This window comes from Klebsiella oxytoca NBRC 105695, assembly GCF_001598695.1.
GTDB classification, from domain to species: domain Bacteria; phylum Pseudomonadota; class Gammaproteobacteria; order Enterobacterales; family Enterobacteriaceae; genus Klebsiella; species Klebsiella oxytoca.
In genome coordinates this window covers 605,458-620,339 of record NZ_BCZK01000001.1, presented here as the reverse complement: position 1 = coordinate 620,339, position 14,882 = coordinate 605,458, and the positions used below count along the sequence as shown (strand labels likewise).

Below are 14,882 nucleotides of genomic sequence, written 5' to 3'. Positions count from 1 at the left end.
GGCCTGTACTGGAGGGTGTTATTTACTGAAACATCTATTGCTGGTCTTCGACATAAATTCCGGCGGAAATAATCGCGCCGCCAATTCGCCGCTGACCATAAAGCAAACCAACGGGATAACCCTGTGAGGCGGTATTTGTTACACCGCCAAAGGCATAGCTGGCTTTATTCTCAGGGGATTCTCTGCGGGCTAGACCTCCGGGCTGAGGGGAAAGCATCTGGACGACGCCGCCCAGCATCATGGCTGCGCCGCTGGTCATAAGGCTTGCAGCCAGTGGAGAAGCCGTCCCGCCCGAAACATACGTCATTACTGCGCCCACAACGACCAGCACTGCGCCAAGAATCGTTTGAAGAATCCCGGCCTTTTTACTACCAATAACTATAGGAACGATGCGGATGACTTCTCCTGTAGCAGGAAATCCCAAATCATCCTTACCAATATTCTTTTTGCCCCTGAAAACTGCAAAAGTCAGTCCCTGTTCCTTACTGTTAATCATGAATTTTTCGAACCCAGGAATGGTCGCTGCTAGCGCCACGCTTGCTTCATGAATTGTGCTAATTAAACGATAGTGGAGCCTGCCAAAGGTTTTTCCCAAAACGCCAGAAAGCTCTATTCGTGTCATGGTTTCTTGCATATATATTCCATTTAAAAACCCGGTTAAGCCGAGTTTTAGTGTTATTTACTGTCCGCATAGCTTACGTATAGCCATGTACCTAATAGTATCGGCCTCATCACGAACGTATACTTTACTGGATAAATAATACTTTGGTGACATAAATGGCAATAATGTAGGCTCAGCAACCAGTGTTATAGCAAAGGGGGTCGGTCCGTTATAGGCACCAAAACTATTTCTCCCGTTAACTTTCCCGATTATGCAATATGCGCCATTTCCAATATCTCTATCATTTATTTCTATTGTTACCAAATCAGTAAATTCGGCACTATCAGGATCTTTCATTATCCTTTTAATTTCTTTCTTCGCGATATCAGTAATCTGATCATTACCTGGCTTACAGCCTGCCAGGCAAATAGCGCATAAAAATACAGTTAAAAAATTCCTCACTTGCTTCTCCTTTTCAGTCAAAAACTTAAAGTCCCTTGTAGGATAAACCTGAATATGAAGAGAAGGCTAACACAGAGAGTAATGGCGAACGATTTTCATCGTTCGGTCTAACCAGTACCCGCCATACGGCACTCGCTGGCTGAGGTGGCCATAGAAATGGTGCAGCAGCATGTTCCCTTCCAGCAGAATCCCGGCATGGTTCCACTTATCTGCCTGCACCTGCATGATGACCATATCGCCCGGCTGCGGCGGGCCATCAAATTCACGGAACCCGCATTCGTACCAGCAATCATGGTAGAAGTTATCCGGATAATCGTTTTCCCACCAGTGATAGTCGACACGGTAGTCATGCAGCTCGATGCCGTGGGTCTGCCGAAAATAACTCATCACCAGCCCCCAACAGTCGTAATGGCCAAGCACGAACGGTCGCTCGATGAGCGGCAGTTCCCCCCTTGGGTGGATGGTGCGGAGATCGCCTTCCGGCCAACTGATGATATGCCAGGGGAGCAGCGTAGCATCACACTGCGCTTTATCCAGTTCGCTGGGCTGAGTGGTCGCATCCGGATGGCTGTGAACAATACCGATGACCACACCCCAATCTTCTACCTCTGCGTAATCTTCTGGGGCTAGGACGAAATTATCATTCGACTCGCTGGCCAGGTTCCTGCAGGGGAAATAGCGCTCAACACGCCCCCTCTGAGCAAGCAGCCCGCAGGCCTCTCGCGGGTACTCAGACGCAGCATGCGTCTGAATGGCTTTAATCGTTTTCTGGCGCATATCAGCTCCTTATCAACGACGTGCCAGGGAATCCCCCGAACGGTAGCTCGTTGTTTTCACCAAAGCGCAATTTGCACGCCGAGAGCGTCCCATTGCAGACGTCCTTCGAAGGGTCATCGACCGGTTTGTTGTTCTTATCGAAATATTTTGTCCCGGCATAATCACAACCATCGCCGCTGCGGTACTGGTTGCGAATACACCAGGTGCAAATCGAGTGGTATTGCCGGGTAGGAATCATTAGCCCCTGCAGGTCCAGCGGGCTTGATAGGGTGAACTCCACCTCTTCGTCGGTTTCAAGATTTTTGGCATCGATAAAATACAGCCGACGCTTTTCCTGCGTGGGATCTGCGGACGCGTTTCCCTCCGGGAAGTTTTGCGCATCGAGATACTGCTTTTGGGTCTCGTGTATCGTGACCCGCGCCTGCGCCATGTCGTCGTAATACAGACATAGCGCTGTAATTGACCCGTCGATATTGCCTACACGCAGCGTCGGTTGCGCATCACTCCCCGAAGTGCTGGATTCAATCCCTTCCAGCTCGCACGGCCAGGCTTTATATTCGATACCCTGCCACCAGATACTTTTCGCGGGTAATGCTGCTTCATCCCCACCGGCGGCGATGATTTCCTCTGCTGAATGTGGAACGTTATAACCGTGGAAATACAAGACCTCGCCCATATTAAAAGCGCGGCCGTCTATTTCGAACAACCGAATTTCATCACCCGGCTCCAGTTTCTGGTAATTTGCATTCAGACTCATGGTTTAAATCCCTGAATAAAAGTGGCTGAAAGTGAATAATTCCCGCCGCCCATCGGCACGGGCTTATATTGTTCACAACGGAATAGCCCCGCATCTTCAAGCGGCGGAGTCCACTGAAACGACTTTGTACCTGCATGCCGGTCCAGGAACTGTTTTATCGGTCGGATATACTCCTCAGTACCGACAAAACTCAACTCCCATTCTTGTGACCGGGTATTTAATCCGTCCCCTGAAACCTGCGTATACCCGTCACCAAATTCCGCCTTTCTGGTGCGAAACTTCACGGTTTGCGCAGGGTTTACCCGGGGACTCCAGGTGAATATCTCGATGGCCATTAGCGTTGTCCTCTTACGGCGCTCCAGATAGCGCCACCCGGGCGCATATCCTTCGCCTGCAGCTCACGATATTTTTTCTCGACGAACGACCCAATCTGCTGGCCAAACTCTTCAAACCCTGACGTGCTGTCAGTCGAGGTTTTGTCGCCAGAAATGGTGATCCAGACTTTTGGCCCTTCAACAGACGCTGAGGGCTGGCCGGATGCTGTCGCCCGGATGCCTGAAAACTCATCCGCGGCACGCGGCGCAGGTATCATCGGAGCAGCCCCCATTCCGGTGATCCCCTCTGCGCTTGTGCTGAAACCTGTTCCGACAAGTCTTTGAATCGTGGTCAGAAGTGACTGTGTCGCCATATCAATCAGCCCCTTAATGACCGACAGGGCCGGGCCGGAGGACTGTTCACCAATGGCACGGACGCCCAGCGAACCATCAGTCCCTCGGGTCAGTGGCATAATGGCCTCCGGACCAGCCTCACCAAATACCCCCGCGCCTTTGGCAAAGGCGAAGAACTGCGGGGTGTCGTGGATCTGGTTGCTGTAGGCACTTAATGAAGGGGAATCGTAGACGCCACCTTTTGCGTTGAATTCCACCGTGGCTGCAGCGGCTTCATACGATCCGGACGGCGTATTTCCACCTCCTGCCGCACCTGCACTTCCTCCGATCGCACCGCCAAAAGCAGAACCGACCATGCCAAAAATACTCTGCAGTGCACTGGAAAGCGCGATACGCGTGGCAATTTGCGCCAAATCTGAAAGGATTGAAATAGTAAAGCTTTTGAAGCTTCCTTTACCGGTTATGGCAAAGGAAGCGAGGGAGCTTGCCATGCTGTCAAAGGCACTCGTGGTAAAGCTGGCTATCTGGCTGTTTGCATCCCGCGCATTATCTGTCCAGTTCTTCGCCCCACGCCTGAATCCCGCACTGTAATCCTGTTCTGCTCTCAGACGATCCTGCACGCTTTGCTCGGTAATCTGCAGTTCCTGCTGCTTTATCCGCTCCAGATCGGCCAGACGGGCCTGATATTCAGCCGATGTGGTATCGGTAAAATCTTTCTCCAGCGCAATGCGCCGCTGATTAAAGCGGTTAATAATGGCGTTACGGGCTTCTGCGTCGCTAGCTTCCTGTTCGGAAAGGTTGTACTTCTCCAGATTCAGAGCAGCTTCGCGCTGCATAGCCTGAGCCTCTTCAGCCCACTTACGGCTTTCAGCCTGATATTTCAGCGAGGTTTTTCGCAAGACGGCTTCTTTTTCAAGCTGAATATTCGACTGCAGTTGCGCCCGGATCTGGTCCTGCATATTCACCAGGCTTTGCTGGCTTTTGGTCAGGTTTTCACCCTTCAGCCCGGAGAGTTTTTCATTAAAGGCGACCAGCTGTCGTTCGGATTCTGTCAACGTATCAGTGGTCTGCGCCTGTTCTTTCAGTACTGCGTTTCGTTGCAGTGCCTGCTCCAGCATTCGCTGCCCTTCAGTCTCGCCGCTACCAGACTTTTTGGGTTTATCTTTCTTCGTGGCCTTGTCGTATTCATCATTAATCCCTTTCAGGATCCGCTGATACTCCTGCGAGCCGGATGCGTAAATGCTGTTATTGAGTTTTTTTATCGCTGCAGCACGCTTTTCTGCTGCGGTACTCCCGGCATCCATGTAGCTCTTCAGCCCGGCAGCGTTTTTTATACGGTCACTTTGTGCCTCGGCGTATCCTGCTTTGCTTGTAGCGATAAAGCGGCGTGTCTTTTCGTCAAACTCTTTCTGGTCTTTAGTGAGGAGATCGGTCAAAGCAATGGTTTCACCAAGACTTCCGAGTATCCCCCACTCACGCCCAAGATTTTTTAACTTATCAAGATAAGTTTCCGCATGTGCCGCCAGCTCTTTCAGCTTAACGCTTTCCGCATCAAGAGCTTGTTCCATGATGAGCTGCGTTGCTTTCGCTGTTTCCCCTTTATTCGTCAGGCTGATAACCTGTGCGACAATGGATTCATTCAGCGAAATGCCCTGGGCTGTCAGCTGGGCCATCGCATTAAGCGGGTCTCCCTTCAGGGCAGATATTTTGCTGACCAGATCCTCAGCGTTCCCACCGGCTTCAGCGTAGGCTGTCGCAATAGATGCAACTTCATGCAGCAATGCACCACTGAAACCACCGTTTGCCGTAGCGACCACAGCAGAAAGGGAATGTTCTGTACCACCAAGCTGAGCATTGAGGCTTCTCAGTTCAGTGAGAGATAACTGAGCTGACGTTCTCGTTCCGAGTAGCGCCGCATTCAGTTTTTTTGTTTGCTCCTCGGATTTTTTAAACTCGCTGTAAATCATTGAGCCACCGGCAGCAAGCACCGACAGGCCAATACCAACAGGTCCACCCAGCAGACTCATCGCCGAACTAAGCGCCCGGCTGCTGGTCGCTGCAATACGCTGGGTCACAGTAAGCTGGGTATTTGCCGCAGCAGCAGCTTCTGTTGCTGCTGTTAGTGCCGCCTTTCCACCTGTTTCGGCGGCATCAGCGGTCACAACAACCGCTTTGGCGGCTTTTAATTTTTCAAGCCCGCTGGCCTCAAGACGGTTCGCTTCAATGATGGCCCGCTCATTCTTCAGGTGTTCATCCTGATAGCTGACATTCAGCCCGTACAGCTTATTAACTTCGGTTTGTTTCGCGTAATACTCGTCCAACGCAATCGCCTGCTCACGCTGGGCCTGCGCTGCAGCTATCGTCTTTTCAGCGATAGCAGCTTTATTCAGCGCAGACTGCCTTTCGGCCTGTGCCGCCGCAATTTGTGCCTTTGCCGCCGACTCCAGTTCGGCAGCTGCCTGACGGGCTGCATCCTGCTGTGTCTTCCAGCCTCCTGCCGAACTGTCAAGTCGCCCCTTTAAGGTATGAACGGCGGGGATAAGTGCATTAATTATGCTGCTGCTGGCGACATTACTCCCGGCTGCAACTTCATGAAGCACGAAGTTCAGTTGGCCAGCACCTCGGGTGGCACCGGCAAACTGATCATCATTAGCACCCTGCACGCCGATTTTTTTTGCGGCCTCGACGGTTTTGGCTATCGCTGTTGTCAGCTCGTTAGCCTGTGCTGTCGCCTGCTGATTAAATTTTTTACTGGCCTGCCCTGCGTTCTGATATGCCTCGGTAATTTGCGACCGGAATGCAGCTGAATTCAGATGCAGGGCAACCGATAAGCTGGCTACATCACTCATTGTCCTAGAATCCTCATAACATCAGCACACTGCTGGTCAGCAAGAGAAGGGGAATGGCTGGCAGTGGTTTCTGGAGCGGACAGATGAACAGCTTCACCACCGCTCAGGGAGAACCAGGCCTGCCAGTAAAGAAGAATATCTGCAGGAAGACTGGCAATTTTTCGTGGGTCATACTCCCCCATGCGAGCGGCAAGCGAAAAAACCGCCATAAGCCAGGGGGAGTTCATTAGTTTTTTTGTGCTTCCTCCAGCGTACCGTAGCTAAAACGCTGGACCTTGCTCATCGCCTCGGTTATCGATGCATAGGAGCGTGATTTCATCAGTTCCAGCGGAGAAGGCAGGTTCTGCAGGGGAAGGCCATTTTCGTCGACCAGAGCGCTCAGGACCAGCCCTGCAGCTTCCAGCATCAGCCCTCGCGTATTATCGGGACCGGTCAGCTGTGATGCTTTATCTTCAAACTCTGACATCTCAAAGGCGGTAAGACGCCTGATATGGAATTCGCTGCCAAACAATTGGACAGGAACTGCATCACTGTCAGGGGCCAGAAGGCGGGATTTAACGTCATCTTTCATTAGTTACTCTCCATAAAATAGCCACCCGGAGGTGGCTGTCACTTCAATAATGATGTGGTTATGCCCCGCTGCTGTTGGCAGTGCCCCAGGTGATTTTGTTCTGCTTTCCCTGCACGGTGATCTGAATGACCTCACTCGCCGGAGCGGTGATTTCGTTCATCTGCCAGCCGGACAGCGCCAGCAACATCGTCGCCGTCCGCTTGTTCGGTAGTTCAACATACAGCTGGATAGTTTCTCGGGCTTCCGCTGCGTTAAGCAGAGCGGCAAAATCCGTATTGCTCGGATCATCAATAAAACCCAGCGACTTTTCAGGCCCGTCAGGCAGATCACTGATGGATTGTTTCTGCTTATCAAGCAGCGTAGTGCAGTCGACAAAACCTCCAGTCTGCCCCATTGCGCCCAGCGCTTTACAGTTAACCAGCGGCTTCAGAGCCGATGCTGCAGCGCCGGGTTCCCCGTATTTTACGATGGTGCCGGCAGGCAACATCGCATATTCAGGCGAACTCTTATCAGCCATAGTTTTCTCTCTTTTTTATGAATGGTAGCGAACACTACCTGTTTTGAATGCCGTTGCGGATTTCGACCGCCAGGATGCGTAGAACCTTCTGGACGTTGTGATCCAGCGCCGGTCGGATGAATGGTTGAGCCACCTGTTTAACGGTGCCAAACTCCTGCGCAAGTGCTTTCATATGATGCTTTTTACTCGGTCCGACCCGGAGTGTGACAACGGTACTGCGGTACTTAGCTGATCCCTTCCTTGAGCTGATTTTTACACTGTCGCGCATATGAGGGCCGGGACTTTCCTTGTCAAAGCCAGCATGCTGCTTCATATCCTCCTGGACAACCTTTAACGCCTCACGACCGGCATCCCGTAACACCTTCGTCGCGACCTTTTCCCCCAAAGCGGTTAACTGCCGTTCCAGCTCATCCAGCCCTTTCACTTCCATTCGGATCATGATGAGTCCTCCACGTAGTGAATGATGAAATCACGAATCAGGCGGTACTGGATGCTGCGGTTCGTCAGCGTCGTTTTATCCTGTTGGATACCACCACGCTCCACATACTGAACCGGGATACCCTCCAGCTGGCCGTGAACGATTGACTTCCATTCCGACCAGATTTTTTTATCCAGCTGCAGCAATGAGGTGTAATCATCAACACGGTACAGATTCACCTGGATACGGGCAGACACGATCCCCGTCCGCAATGTTCCCGAGTACATTTCCGGGTCAGAGATACGCTGAAAGGTCACCCCTTCCTGGACCGTATCCGGCAGTAAAAGCGGATAAGCATTCATGCCGGTAATGCGCTCCAGCGCGGTTTTAATCGCCAACTCGATCATGTCTCGTATCCCTCTCTGCTTTTATTTCCACCCGGTCAGGATGGCTGCGATCAACAGAGACGACGGTGAAAACCGCATCATTCCACCTTATAAGCCAGTCAATCTGAACATCAGGCCGGGTTCGCAGAGTGAACAGCCAGGTCTCGGCAACTTGCTGTTGATCCAGCGTCCTTATTTTCCGGTTTGATCTCAGCTCCGCTTTTGCCCGAACGGTGGCAACATTAGCGATACTCCCGGAAATAATTTCACCAAGAGGACCGCGGCTTTTTTCCTGACGTTGCAGGATGATGCGTTTATTGAGCTCGCCAGCATGAAGGCTACCCATAATCGTTTCCTGTTTCCGGGCAATTCTTTCAGGCACCCATGCCTGTGCGGAAAGGCTCCAGTAACCAGCGCGCCTGCTTTGGTATTGCACCACCAGCAGAATCGTCACCACGATGTGCATAAAGCCCACCGAGGATCAGCAAGACGGCACTCTGTACAGAAGGTCTGATAACCATGGGGCGTTCTCCAGCGCTTCCGTCTTCTACTGCAGCTACAAGCGCCTGCTCATCCGCATAAAAACGACGATCTAAAAACTCCATGGCCGCATCTTCAGCAGCTGACAGATAGCCCTCAACCATCGTCTTCTCCAGTTCGTCATCCACCCGCAGATGCTCCATCGCTATTTCAGTGTGGATCACTGGCATCGAATTACCCCTTCGTATCAGGTTGTGGGCTCATTTTGTTATCCGGAGCATCCCCCACCAGAGCCACCAGATCATTCGCCTTCAGATCCGCAGCCCGCTGACGTGAAACGGTAAATGCCTCATCCTGTGGTGTACGGAATACATCGCCATCCATAAAACGGCGAAGGGGCTGGACTGAGACCATTCCCGGTGCCGATTCTGCTGTCGCTTCTGAAGAGACTATGGCTTCCGCACTCACTGCTTTCTTAGTCGTTTTCATCACACCCTCTGAATAAAAAAAGGGCCACACAGATGGCCCCGGCTCACAGGTTATGGCGCTGTCACAGTACCGGTGACAAACGCCTCCGGGCGATACACAGCCAGTGCCAGACGCTCTTCCGCACGGATGGTGACCATGTTTTTAACAAAGTCGTCTTCGTTCTCGGTGGATAGCAGAACTTCGATATCCATACGGTCAAAGATTTGCGCCCCCATATTGAAGGCCCCCGTCAGGAAGTTGTTCTGCACCATGGCCTGCGTTTCCACAACAGGGAGACCCCAGATACGTGGAACACCGCCATTGACCGGCTGAGCAATAATGTAACGACCTTCGTTATCTTTGGTCAGTTCAATGCCAGCCCAGTCAATCGGGTTCAGCACAAAACCAGACGCCGGATATTCCGCCAGAACGGCCTGCAAAACAGCCAGACGCAGACGATCAATCGGCGTGGCATTGGACAAAGTGAGTGCAGGCGCAAATTCACTTGCCTGCGGCAAAATACCGAGAATATTCGCGCCGGTACCATCACCACTCAGAAGCTGCAACTCTTCTTTAAAGCGAAGGCCATATTGCGCACGCCCATCGATATAGCTGGCCAGCCCGGGGGCGTCGTCCAGGATCTGACGCGATGCTTTGAAGTGGTGGGCGATGGTGCGAACTGGTGCATTTTTCAGGTCAAACCTGATGTCAGATTTGGGTTTCAGGGCACCTTCCGGAACAGTGTCTGCATTATTCGTAAACCCCGTCTCCTGAACAAATTCAATACCGTTGGATGCGGTATTGCCCGGGATAAGCAGATTACGAATGGTTAGAGTGCGTTCCGGCGGGGCAATAATGCCCTGAACACGATCAGAGACGACCAGGCTGTTAGTTGCACTGACACCCGTTCCGGTTGTTGCCGGCACGTTCATGATGTCTTTCTGCTCCAGCTTCACACGAATACTTTTGCGGGCCGAGCTGTCCATACCTTTATACTCTTCGCTTTCAACCACCAACTGACCGAGTGATTTCCTTTGCGTCGGGGTATCGTCCTGGCGGCGGGCACCTTTTTGCTCCAGTTCGGTCAGGCGCTCTTTCAGCTCGCTGAGCTGACTGAGACTTTCATCTGTTCGTTGCTTAAGCTCCTGAGAGACCGTCTCGCCCGTCTCCATTTTTCGCTTCACGTCTTCGCCAAAATTTTTGACCTGGTCCATAACGGCAGAGAGCTGAGCCGAAATTTCGCCGATGGTTTGCGGCTGGTCTTCAGCCGATTTTTTCTGATACATATCTTTTCCTTAGAAAATTTTAGGGAGAGAAAACTGACACAGTTGCTGGCTCATCGCCGCAATAGCCGATTTGGTTTCGCCGTCTTCGCCCCCGGACTCACTCCGGTCAAGCAGGTATGACAGGCCGCGACAGGCGATCGCCGTGGACTGCGTTTTAGAGAAGCCTGCCTCACGCAGGAGCCCCTCAAATTCAGGTAGTGAAGGAAGATCGCCGTGGGACAACTTCGACTTAATGACGTCAATGCGGGCGTCATCGTTGGCTGGTACAGTGACGATGGAAATTTCGACCAGATCGAGCCTTGTTAATGTGCGGATCCGGGTTTTCTCATCGTAATTTGACTCCCGGACGTAATAGCCAATGGAAAGGCCAGTAATTGCCCGGGTTTTCATGCCCCGCCAGGCGGTTTTTGCGTAAGCTGCGTCATCAAGCCACAGTGCCCCTTCGCCAAACAGACCATGCTTGTCTTCTTTCAGGGTCGAGATATCCCAGTTCCCTATCGGCTCACCTGTCCGGTGCTGCCAGAGCACCGGAAAGGTTCGGCCCTTTGCCCGGGTTTCCTCAATACTTTCAAGGAAAGCGCCCGGTGCAACCACTTCGTTGTAGCTGTCCACCACATCGAAGACGGAACCGTACCCAGAAAAAAGGCCATCATCGCTGACGGCCTTAATATCAAAATCGAATGCCTTTACTTTCATGGCTGCGTTTTTCCGGTACATTCCGGCGTCTCCTCTGATTTAATGCCAAGCCATTCCCGCAGTGCGTTTTTGGCAGATTCACCGTCGCCAGATTTCCCCAGCAGATCTATTGGCAGCAGGTTGGATTGAACGGTAAGTTGATCGGCACCAGGTCTGGGTGGCAGATTTTCTTTCTGTCGGGCTTCATTACGGGACATCAGCCCGTTCTGAGTCATCGTTGAATAAAACGCAGCACGAGCGGCACTGTCCGCACGAAGCAGCCCTTCAATTGAGAACTCAGCGAAGTACCGATTGCGTTCACCTGGCGCCAGAAGATTTTTACGGATGGCCTGCTCGATGCGGGTCAACCAGGGGCGAAGAGAGAAAGTCAGAAAGCCAATCAACATCTGCTCCACCCCACTCCCCCACATCGTCTGCCCCTGGGCGTTATGACCAATCAGCCCCGGCCAGACCCTGAACCAACGGCAGATATCCTCAATATTAAAAGCCCGGGTCTGGAGCATCTGGGCATCCTCCGGATTCATAGCCACAGGAAGAAACTTCATTCCAGCTTCCAGCACCATCATTTTCCCGGTATTCATCGATCCAGCGAATTGTTCAGTCAGGCTGTCCCGCACCTCGTTTCTTTGCTCTTTCTTAAGGACTTGCTCCATAGAAAGGATGCCGCTTGGGCGCATACCGTTTTTAAATACCTTCGCGCTGGCTTCATCCGTTGCCATTGCCATCCCCAGGGTCTGGCGGGCATAACTCACTGGCGAGAGACCCATCACGCCATTCGTACTGAATGCGCGGATATGCATCATGTTCTGTTCTTTAATATTCCGGGTTCCGCCGCCTGCTCCATCCCGATAGGTATAGATGGGCTCACCCTCGCGACTTCGTTCCACCTTCATACGCTCAGGCCGTAGTGGTACCAGCGCCGTAATACGCTTTCCGGTACGGTCAATCTCGGCATAAGCATTTCCCCACAACAACAGGCTGGCCATTATCATTTCCCAGAATTCCACCGCCGTCATATCAGCATTGGGCTGATTATGCAGAAGCTCATAGAGCGGATGTTCATTTGCACTCTGACGCCCGTCGGATGTTTTTTCATAAAAGCCAACCGGCAGCGTGGCGATGGTTTCCGATAACAGCCTGACACATGACCAGACAGCAGACAGCTGAAGCGCCTTATCAACGGTGACGGTTTTGCCCGCCGCCGATTCACCGCCAGCCCAGGCTGACCAGAATTCTCCGTCCGTCAGTGATATCGGCATACCGAGCCACCGGCGGACGGCACTTTTTATCCGACCGGGTTTCTTCTCTTTATTCATGGTGACTCACACTATGATTGGATTACTGAAAAAATCATCGATATCGCCAGAGTCGTCCTCGTAACCTTCAGCAGCGCCGATCGCCATAGCGCTGGCTACCACACCATCGATACGGCCCGTACTCTTCTTCTTGGCAAAAATGCGATTTTCTTTCTGGTCTGCCTCAGTCACCGCTGAAGCAGCGTTCCAGCGCAGACAGGGGTTGGTTTTGATAATGACGATGCTGTCATCAAGCAACTCCTCGAAGAGTTCAATGGAATGTGGCATCCACAACCCGGAGTCTTTTGCCTTGTAATAGCCCTGCGCGTGAGGAATAAGCGGGACAGAAACTGATGCCTCCTCCAGCTCAGGTTCAAGGTACTTAATACGGTACTGGTCAAAGGCAATCGCAATGATGTGAAATTGCTGTGAAAGATCGGCTATTCGTTGAGCGACAAAACCATATTTCACTGCCTTTCCCGGCGTGGTGTGAATATGGCCATCACGAGCCCAGGCGTCATAAGGTACCCGGTCGGTTTTTGCCCGATCGAGCAACGTCTCTTTTGGTGTCCAGAACTCCACCAGCAGTTTCCGCTGCTTAGGGAAAAATAGCGCCAGCGCGGTCAAATCACGAGAACCAGAAAGGTCCAGACCGCCGTAACACTCCTCACCTTCCAGTTCGTCAATGTCGAAAGCTTCTTCGCATCCCATCCAGACGTCGCTGCTCATCCATGGATTATCGGCATCGACCCACTGGCAAAAATTAAGCCGGCGAACAATGCTCTCTTTCGATGGCATGCCCCGGGCCTGAGTGACCTGCTCCCGAAGATAGTTTTCGTCAAAGGTATGTCCCAACGATGGGTTAGCTTTTTTCCAGCAGGTTTCATCCTTGAAAGGATCATCTCCCTCATCCAGAGAACAGATAAAGGAGAAGAAGCTATCATCTTCAATCGAGCCTTCAGCGACCTTTCGCCCGTACTCATGGTAGTCAAAGCAGACGCTGGTTTTATCGTGGCCGCTGTTGGTTATCATGAAAATAAGAGCCTGCCGACGCCCCTTAGTACCGGCTCGCATCATTTCCACGACCTGGTTACTTTTGTGCTCATGGACCTCATCAATGAGCGCACAGTGGGGACGAGGTCCCGACTGACCATCATCAGAACTGATTGGACGAAAGAAGGAGCCTGCCTGCAGAAATGCCAGATTCCACTCTTTTCCCGCACCGCCTGATTTCTGGATGCGCGCGGAAAGCGCCGGCGATTGATCGACCATCGCTACCGCATCACGGAAAAGAACCATCGCCTGGTCCTTCTTCGTCGCCGCGGCATAAACTTCAGCACGCGGCTCTTTATCCGCTGTCAGGCAGTAAAGACCGATCCCTGCAGAAAGCGGTGATTTGCCGGAACCTTTCCCGGACTCCACATAAACCATGCGAAAGCGTCGATATCCTTTCGAATTTTTCCAGCCAAAAATGGAGCCAACAATGAAGCACTGCCAGGGAAGAAGAACAAAAGGGGCACCTTCAAAATCACCACCATTAAGCTTCAACACTTTGGCAAAATAATCAATTGAACGCAGTGCCGCCTCAGCGTCCCAACTGAGCCCACGCGCATGGCAGGAATCCAGATCCTTAAGATGACGCTTGCAGGCATTACGAATGTCCGGCCCCGCCAACTCTTTTCCGGAGGTCACGTCCAGCGCGTACTGCGTGGCCGGATCAACCGAAGAACTTGTCGAGCGTGTCCTCTTCGGGGGTTTCGCCATTAACTTTCACCTTCGTCCTTGCCGCCGGCGTCAGACCGAATTCTACCAGGTAGCTTTTAAAACGACGGTCGGCATCAGCCAGCATTGAAACCGCCGGATTAGCCTTAATCAAAAAACCGCCATCGGTCTGGACGGTATAGGTTCTGCCTTCCACCGCAATCGTGTCACGCAGTTGCAGGATGTCGGCATAGATATCGCAGAGACGTTCAAGCGCCAGCGTATCCGCGACGGTGAGAACCCCCATCCCGTCAAGAAGAACAGTCAACCGTCCCCAGGCTACTTTTCCCCAGTCAGTAAGATGGGCCGGAGGACTCGGGATTTCTTTCGCTGGCGTGGGTTCCTTATCGTTGAGTTTTCGTTTGCCCGGATTGCCGGTAACCACTTTGAGGTGTGTCGGTTTCGGGCGTCGTCCGGCCATCAGAACCTCCAGGAAAAAAACTTTTCATTTCGCGGTTGTGCACACAAAGGACAAGCGGCGGTCATTTGGGGTCAGGGCGCTGAAGTTTAGATCCCCCCTCCCCCCGTAGGACCATCATCATTTGAACCAGTGGGAATTCGGATCAAGCGGCACACCGCTTTCATCGCAACCAATGACGGTGCCACGCTTCTCCATTCGCTGTTTCGTTGAGTCATGATGAGATTTGCAGAGTCCCTGCCAGTTTTTTCTGTCCCAGAAAAGCTTTTGAGCTACAGCGATTAACCTTAGGTCGCAAGAAATCAGCGCATCTTTAAGCTTGTGAGGAATAATGTGGTCAACGACTGTAGCGGCAGTTGTTCTGCCCTGTTCATGACACATCACACACAGCGGATGCTTACGCAGGAATGACAAACGCGCCTTATCCCATTTGTTGTTATATATACGGGGCCTATTATTCATCCTCTACCTC

Annotated in this window: 20 protein-coding genes; all 20 read right to left on the bottom strand. The window is 52.2% G+C overall.

What is annotated here, in order from left to right; all coding sequences use genetic code 11:
• Nucleotides 1-34: 34 nt before the first annotated feature.
• A complete protein-coding gene (locus tag KO1_RS02810; protein WP_004102974.1) occupies nt 35-634 on the bottom strand; it encodes a tail assembly protein in 600 nt (199 codons plus the stop codon).
• A 45-nt stretch (nt 635-679) separates the two neighbouring features.
• Nucleotides 680-1,063 (bottom strand): hypothetical protein, encoded by a 384-nt coding sequence (locus KO1_RS02805; RefSeq protein ID WP_024274319.1) that lies wholly within the window; start codon nt 1,061-1,063, stop codon nt 680-682.
• A 66-nt stretch (nt 1,064-1,129) separates the two neighbouring features.
• Nucleotides 1,130-1,840 carry a C40 family peptidase gene (locus KO1_RS02800; protein ID WP_004102976.1) on the bottom strand — a complete coding sequence of 237 codons (711 nt, stop codon included), beginning with the start codon at nt 1,838-1,840 and terminating at the stop codon, nt 1,130-1,132.
• A 1-nt stretch (nt 1,841) separates the two neighbouring features.
• Entirely contained in the window at nt 1,842-2,597 is a 756-nt protein-coding gene (locus tag KO1_RS02795; RefSeq protein ID WP_004102977.1) for a phage minor tail protein L, read from the bottom strand.
• A complete protein-coding gene (locus KO1_RS02790; RefSeq protein ID WP_004102979.1) occupies nt 2,594-2,932 on the bottom strand; it encodes a phage tail protein in 339 nt (112 codons plus the stop codon). The genes KO1_RS02795 and KO1_RS02790 overlap by 4 nt, the downstream gene beginning before the upstream one ends.
• Complete coding sequence (locus tag KO1_RS02785; RefSeq protein WP_004102981.1) at nt 2,932-6,114, bottom strand: phage tail tape measure protein; 3,183 nt, start codon at nt 6,112-6,114, stop codon at nt 2,932-2,934. Before KO1_RS02785 ends, KO1_RS02790 begins: the two co-directional genes overlap by 1 nt.
• A complete protein-coding gene (locus KO1_RS02780; RefSeq protein ID WP_224227083.1) occupies nt 6,111-6,341 on the bottom strand; it encodes a hypothetical protein in 231 nt (76 codons plus the stop codon). The genes KO1_RS02785 and KO1_RS02780 overlap by 4 nt, the downstream gene beginning before the upstream one ends.
• The gene (locus tag KO1_RS02775) at nt 6,341-6,685 is read right to left on the bottom strand and encodes a hypothetical protein (protein WP_004102983.1); all 345 of its coding nucleotides are present in this window, start codon (nt 6,683-6,685) and stop codon (nt 6,341-6,343) included. The genes KO1_RS02780 and KO1_RS02775 overlap by 1 nt, the downstream gene beginning before the upstream one ends.
• 58 nt (nt 6,686-6,743) lie before the next feature.
• The gene (locus tag KO1_RS02770; RefSeq protein ID WP_004102985.1) at nt 6,744-7,202 is read right to left on the bottom strand and encodes a hypothetical protein; all 459 of its coding nucleotides are present in this window, start codon (nt 7,200-7,202) and stop codon (nt 6,744-6,746) included.
• Between the two features lie 34 nt (nt 7,203-7,236).
• A complete protein-coding gene (locus KO1_RS02765) occupies nt 7,237-7,641 on the bottom strand; it encodes an HK97-gp10 family putative phage morphogenesis protein (protein WP_004102988.1) in 405 nt (134 codons plus the stop codon).
• Nucleotides 7,638-8,027: a hypothetical protein gene (locus tag KO1_RS02760; RefSeq protein ID WP_024274322.1), complete on the bottom strand. Its 390-nt coding sequence runs from the start codon at nt 8,025-8,027 to the stop codon at nt 7,638-7,640. Before KO1_RS02760 ends, KO1_RS02765 begins: the two co-directional genes overlap by 4 nt.
• Nucleotides 8,008-8,352, bottom strand: a complete 345-nt coding sequence (locus KO1_RS02755; RefSeq protein ID WP_024274323.1) for a head-tail adaptor protein — start codon at nt 8,350-8,352, stop codon at nt 8,008-8,010. The genes KO1_RS02760 and KO1_RS02755 overlap by 20 nt, the downstream gene beginning before the upstream one ends.
• Nucleotides 8,353-8,380: 28 nt before the next feature.
• A complete protein-coding gene (locus tag KO1_RS02750; protein WP_004102992.1) occupies nt 8,381-8,716 on the bottom strand; it encodes a head-tail connector protein in 336 nt (111 codons plus the stop codon).
• A gap of 4 nt (nt 8,717-8,720) precedes the next feature.
• Nucleotides 8,721-8,975 (bottom strand): hypothetical protein, encoded by a 255-nt coding sequence (locus KO1_RS02745; protein WP_004102993.1) that lies wholly within the window; start codon nt 8,973-8,975, stop codon nt 8,721-8,723.
• Between the two features lie 50 nt (nt 8,976-9,025).
• On the bottom strand, nt 9,026-10,240 hold the full coding sequence (locus KO1_RS02740; RefSeq protein ID WP_004102994.1) for a phage major capsid protein: 1,215 nt from the start codon (nt 10,238-10,240) through the stop codon (nt 9,026-9,028).
• Nucleotides 10,241-10,249: 9 nt separating this feature from the next.
• Nucleotides 10,250-10,957, bottom strand: a complete 708-nt coding sequence (locus KO1_RS02735) for an HK97 family phage prohead protease (protein ID WP_004102995.1) — start codon at nt 10,955-10,957, stop codon at nt 10,250-10,252.
• Nucleotides 10,933-12,252: a phage portal protein gene (locus KO1_RS02730; protein ID WP_004102996.1), complete on the bottom strand. Its 1,320-nt coding sequence runs from the start codon at nt 12,250-12,252 to the stop codon at nt 10,933-10,935. The genes KO1_RS02735 and KO1_RS02730 overlap by 25 nt, the downstream gene beginning before the upstream one ends.
• A gap of 6 nt (nt 12,253-12,258) precedes the next feature.
• Nucleotides 12,259-13,995 (bottom strand): terminase large subunit, encoded by a 1,737-nt coding sequence (locus KO1_RS02725; protein ID WP_004102997.1) that lies wholly within the window; start codon nt 13,993-13,995, stop codon nt 12,259-12,261.
• Nucleotides 13,949-14,413, bottom strand: a complete 465-nt coding sequence (locus KO1_RS02720; protein ID WP_004103001.1) for a phage terminase small subunit P27 family — start codon at nt 14,411-14,413, stop codon at nt 13,949-13,951. Before KO1_RS02720 ends, KO1_RS02725 begins: the two co-directional genes overlap by 47 nt.
• A 117-nt stretch (nt 14,414-14,530) precedes the next feature.
• On the bottom strand, nt 14,531-14,872 hold the full coding sequence (locus KO1_RS02715; protein ID WP_004103003.1) for an HNH endonuclease: 342 nt from the start codon (nt 14,870-14,872) through the stop codon (nt 14,531-14,533).
• Nucleotides 14,873-14,882 lie beyond the last annotated feature (10 nt).

Excerpts from the sequence above, each read along its gene's own strand:
- KO1_RS02810 (WP_004102974.1), bottom strand. The coding sequence starts at position 634 with ATGCAAGAAACCATGACACGAATAGAGCTTTCTGGCGTTTTGGGAAAA.
- KO1_RS02800 (WP_004102976.1), bottom strand. The coding sequence starts at position 1,840 with ATGCGCCAGAAAACGATTAAAGCCATTCAGACGCATGCTGCGTCTGAG.
- KO1_RS02795 (WP_004102977.1), bottom strand. The coding sequence starts at position 2,597 with ATGAGTCTGAATGCAAATTACCAGAAACTGGAGCCGGGTGATGAAATT.
- KO1_RS02790 (WP_004102979.1), bottom strand. The coding sequence starts at position 2,932 with ATGGCCATCGAGATATTCACCTGGAGTCCCCGGGTAAACCCTGCGCAA.
- KO1_RS02785 (WP_004102981.1), bottom strand. The coding sequence starts at position 6,114 with ATGAGTGATGTAGCCAGCTTATCGGTTGCCCTGCATCTGAATTCAGCT.
- KO1_RS02780 (WP_224227083.1), bottom strand. The coding sequence starts at position 6,341 with ATGAACTCCCCCTGGCTTATGGCGGTTTTTTCGCTTGCCGCTCGCATG.
- KO1_RS02775 (WP_004102983.1), bottom strand. The coding sequence starts at position 6,685 with ATGAAAGATGACGTTAAATCCCGCCTTCTGGCCCCTGACAGTGATGCA.
- KO1_RS02770 (WP_004102985.1), bottom strand. The coding sequence starts at position 7,202 with ATGGCTGATAAGAGTTCGCCTGAATATGCGATGTTGCCTGCCGGCACC.
- KO1_RS02765 (WP_004102988.1), bottom strand. The coding sequence starts at position 7,641 with ATGATCCGAATGGAAGTGAAAGGGCTGGATGAGCTGGAACGGCAGTTA.
- KO1_RS02760 (WP_024274322.1), bottom strand. The coding sequence starts at position 8,027 with ATGATCGAGTTGGCGATTAAAACCGCGCTGGAGCGCATTACCGGCATG.
- KO1_RS02755 (WP_024274323.1), bottom strand. The coding sequence starts at position 8,352 with ATGGGTAGCCTTCATGCTGGCGAGCTCAATAAACGCATCATCCTGCAA.
- KO1_RS02750 (WP_004102992.1), bottom strand. The coding sequence starts at position 8,716 with ATGCCAGTGATCCACACTGAAATAGCGATGGAGCATCTGCGGGTGGAT.
- KO1_RS02745 (WP_004102993.1), bottom strand. The coding sequence starts at position 8,975 with ATGAAAACGACTAAGAAAGCAGTGAGTGCGGAAGCCATAGTCTCTTCA.
- KO1_RS02740 (WP_004102994.1), bottom strand. The coding sequence starts at position 10,240 with ATGTATCAGAAAAAATCGGCTGAAGACCAGCCGCAAACCATCGGCGAA.
- KO1_RS02735 (WP_004102995.1), bottom strand. The coding sequence starts at position 10,957 with ATGTACCGGAAAAACGCAGCCATGAAAGTAAAGGCATTCGATTTTGAT.
- KO1_RS02730 (WP_004102996.1), bottom strand. The coding sequence starts at position 12,252 with ATGAATAAAGAGAAGAAACCCGGTCGGATAAAAAGTGCCGTCCGCCGG.
- KO1_RS02725 (WP_004102997.1), bottom strand. The coding sequence starts at position 13,995 with ATGGCGAAACCCCCGAAGAGGACACGCTCGACAAGTTCTTCGGTTGAT.
- KO1_RS02720 (WP_004103001.1), bottom strand. The coding sequence starts at position 14,413 with ATGGCCGGACGACGCCCGAAACCGACACACCTCAAAGTGGTTACCGGC.
- KO1_RS02715 (WP_004103003.1), bottom strand. The coding sequence starts at position 14,872 with ATGAATAATAGGCCCCGTATATATAACAACAAATGGGATAAGGCGCGT.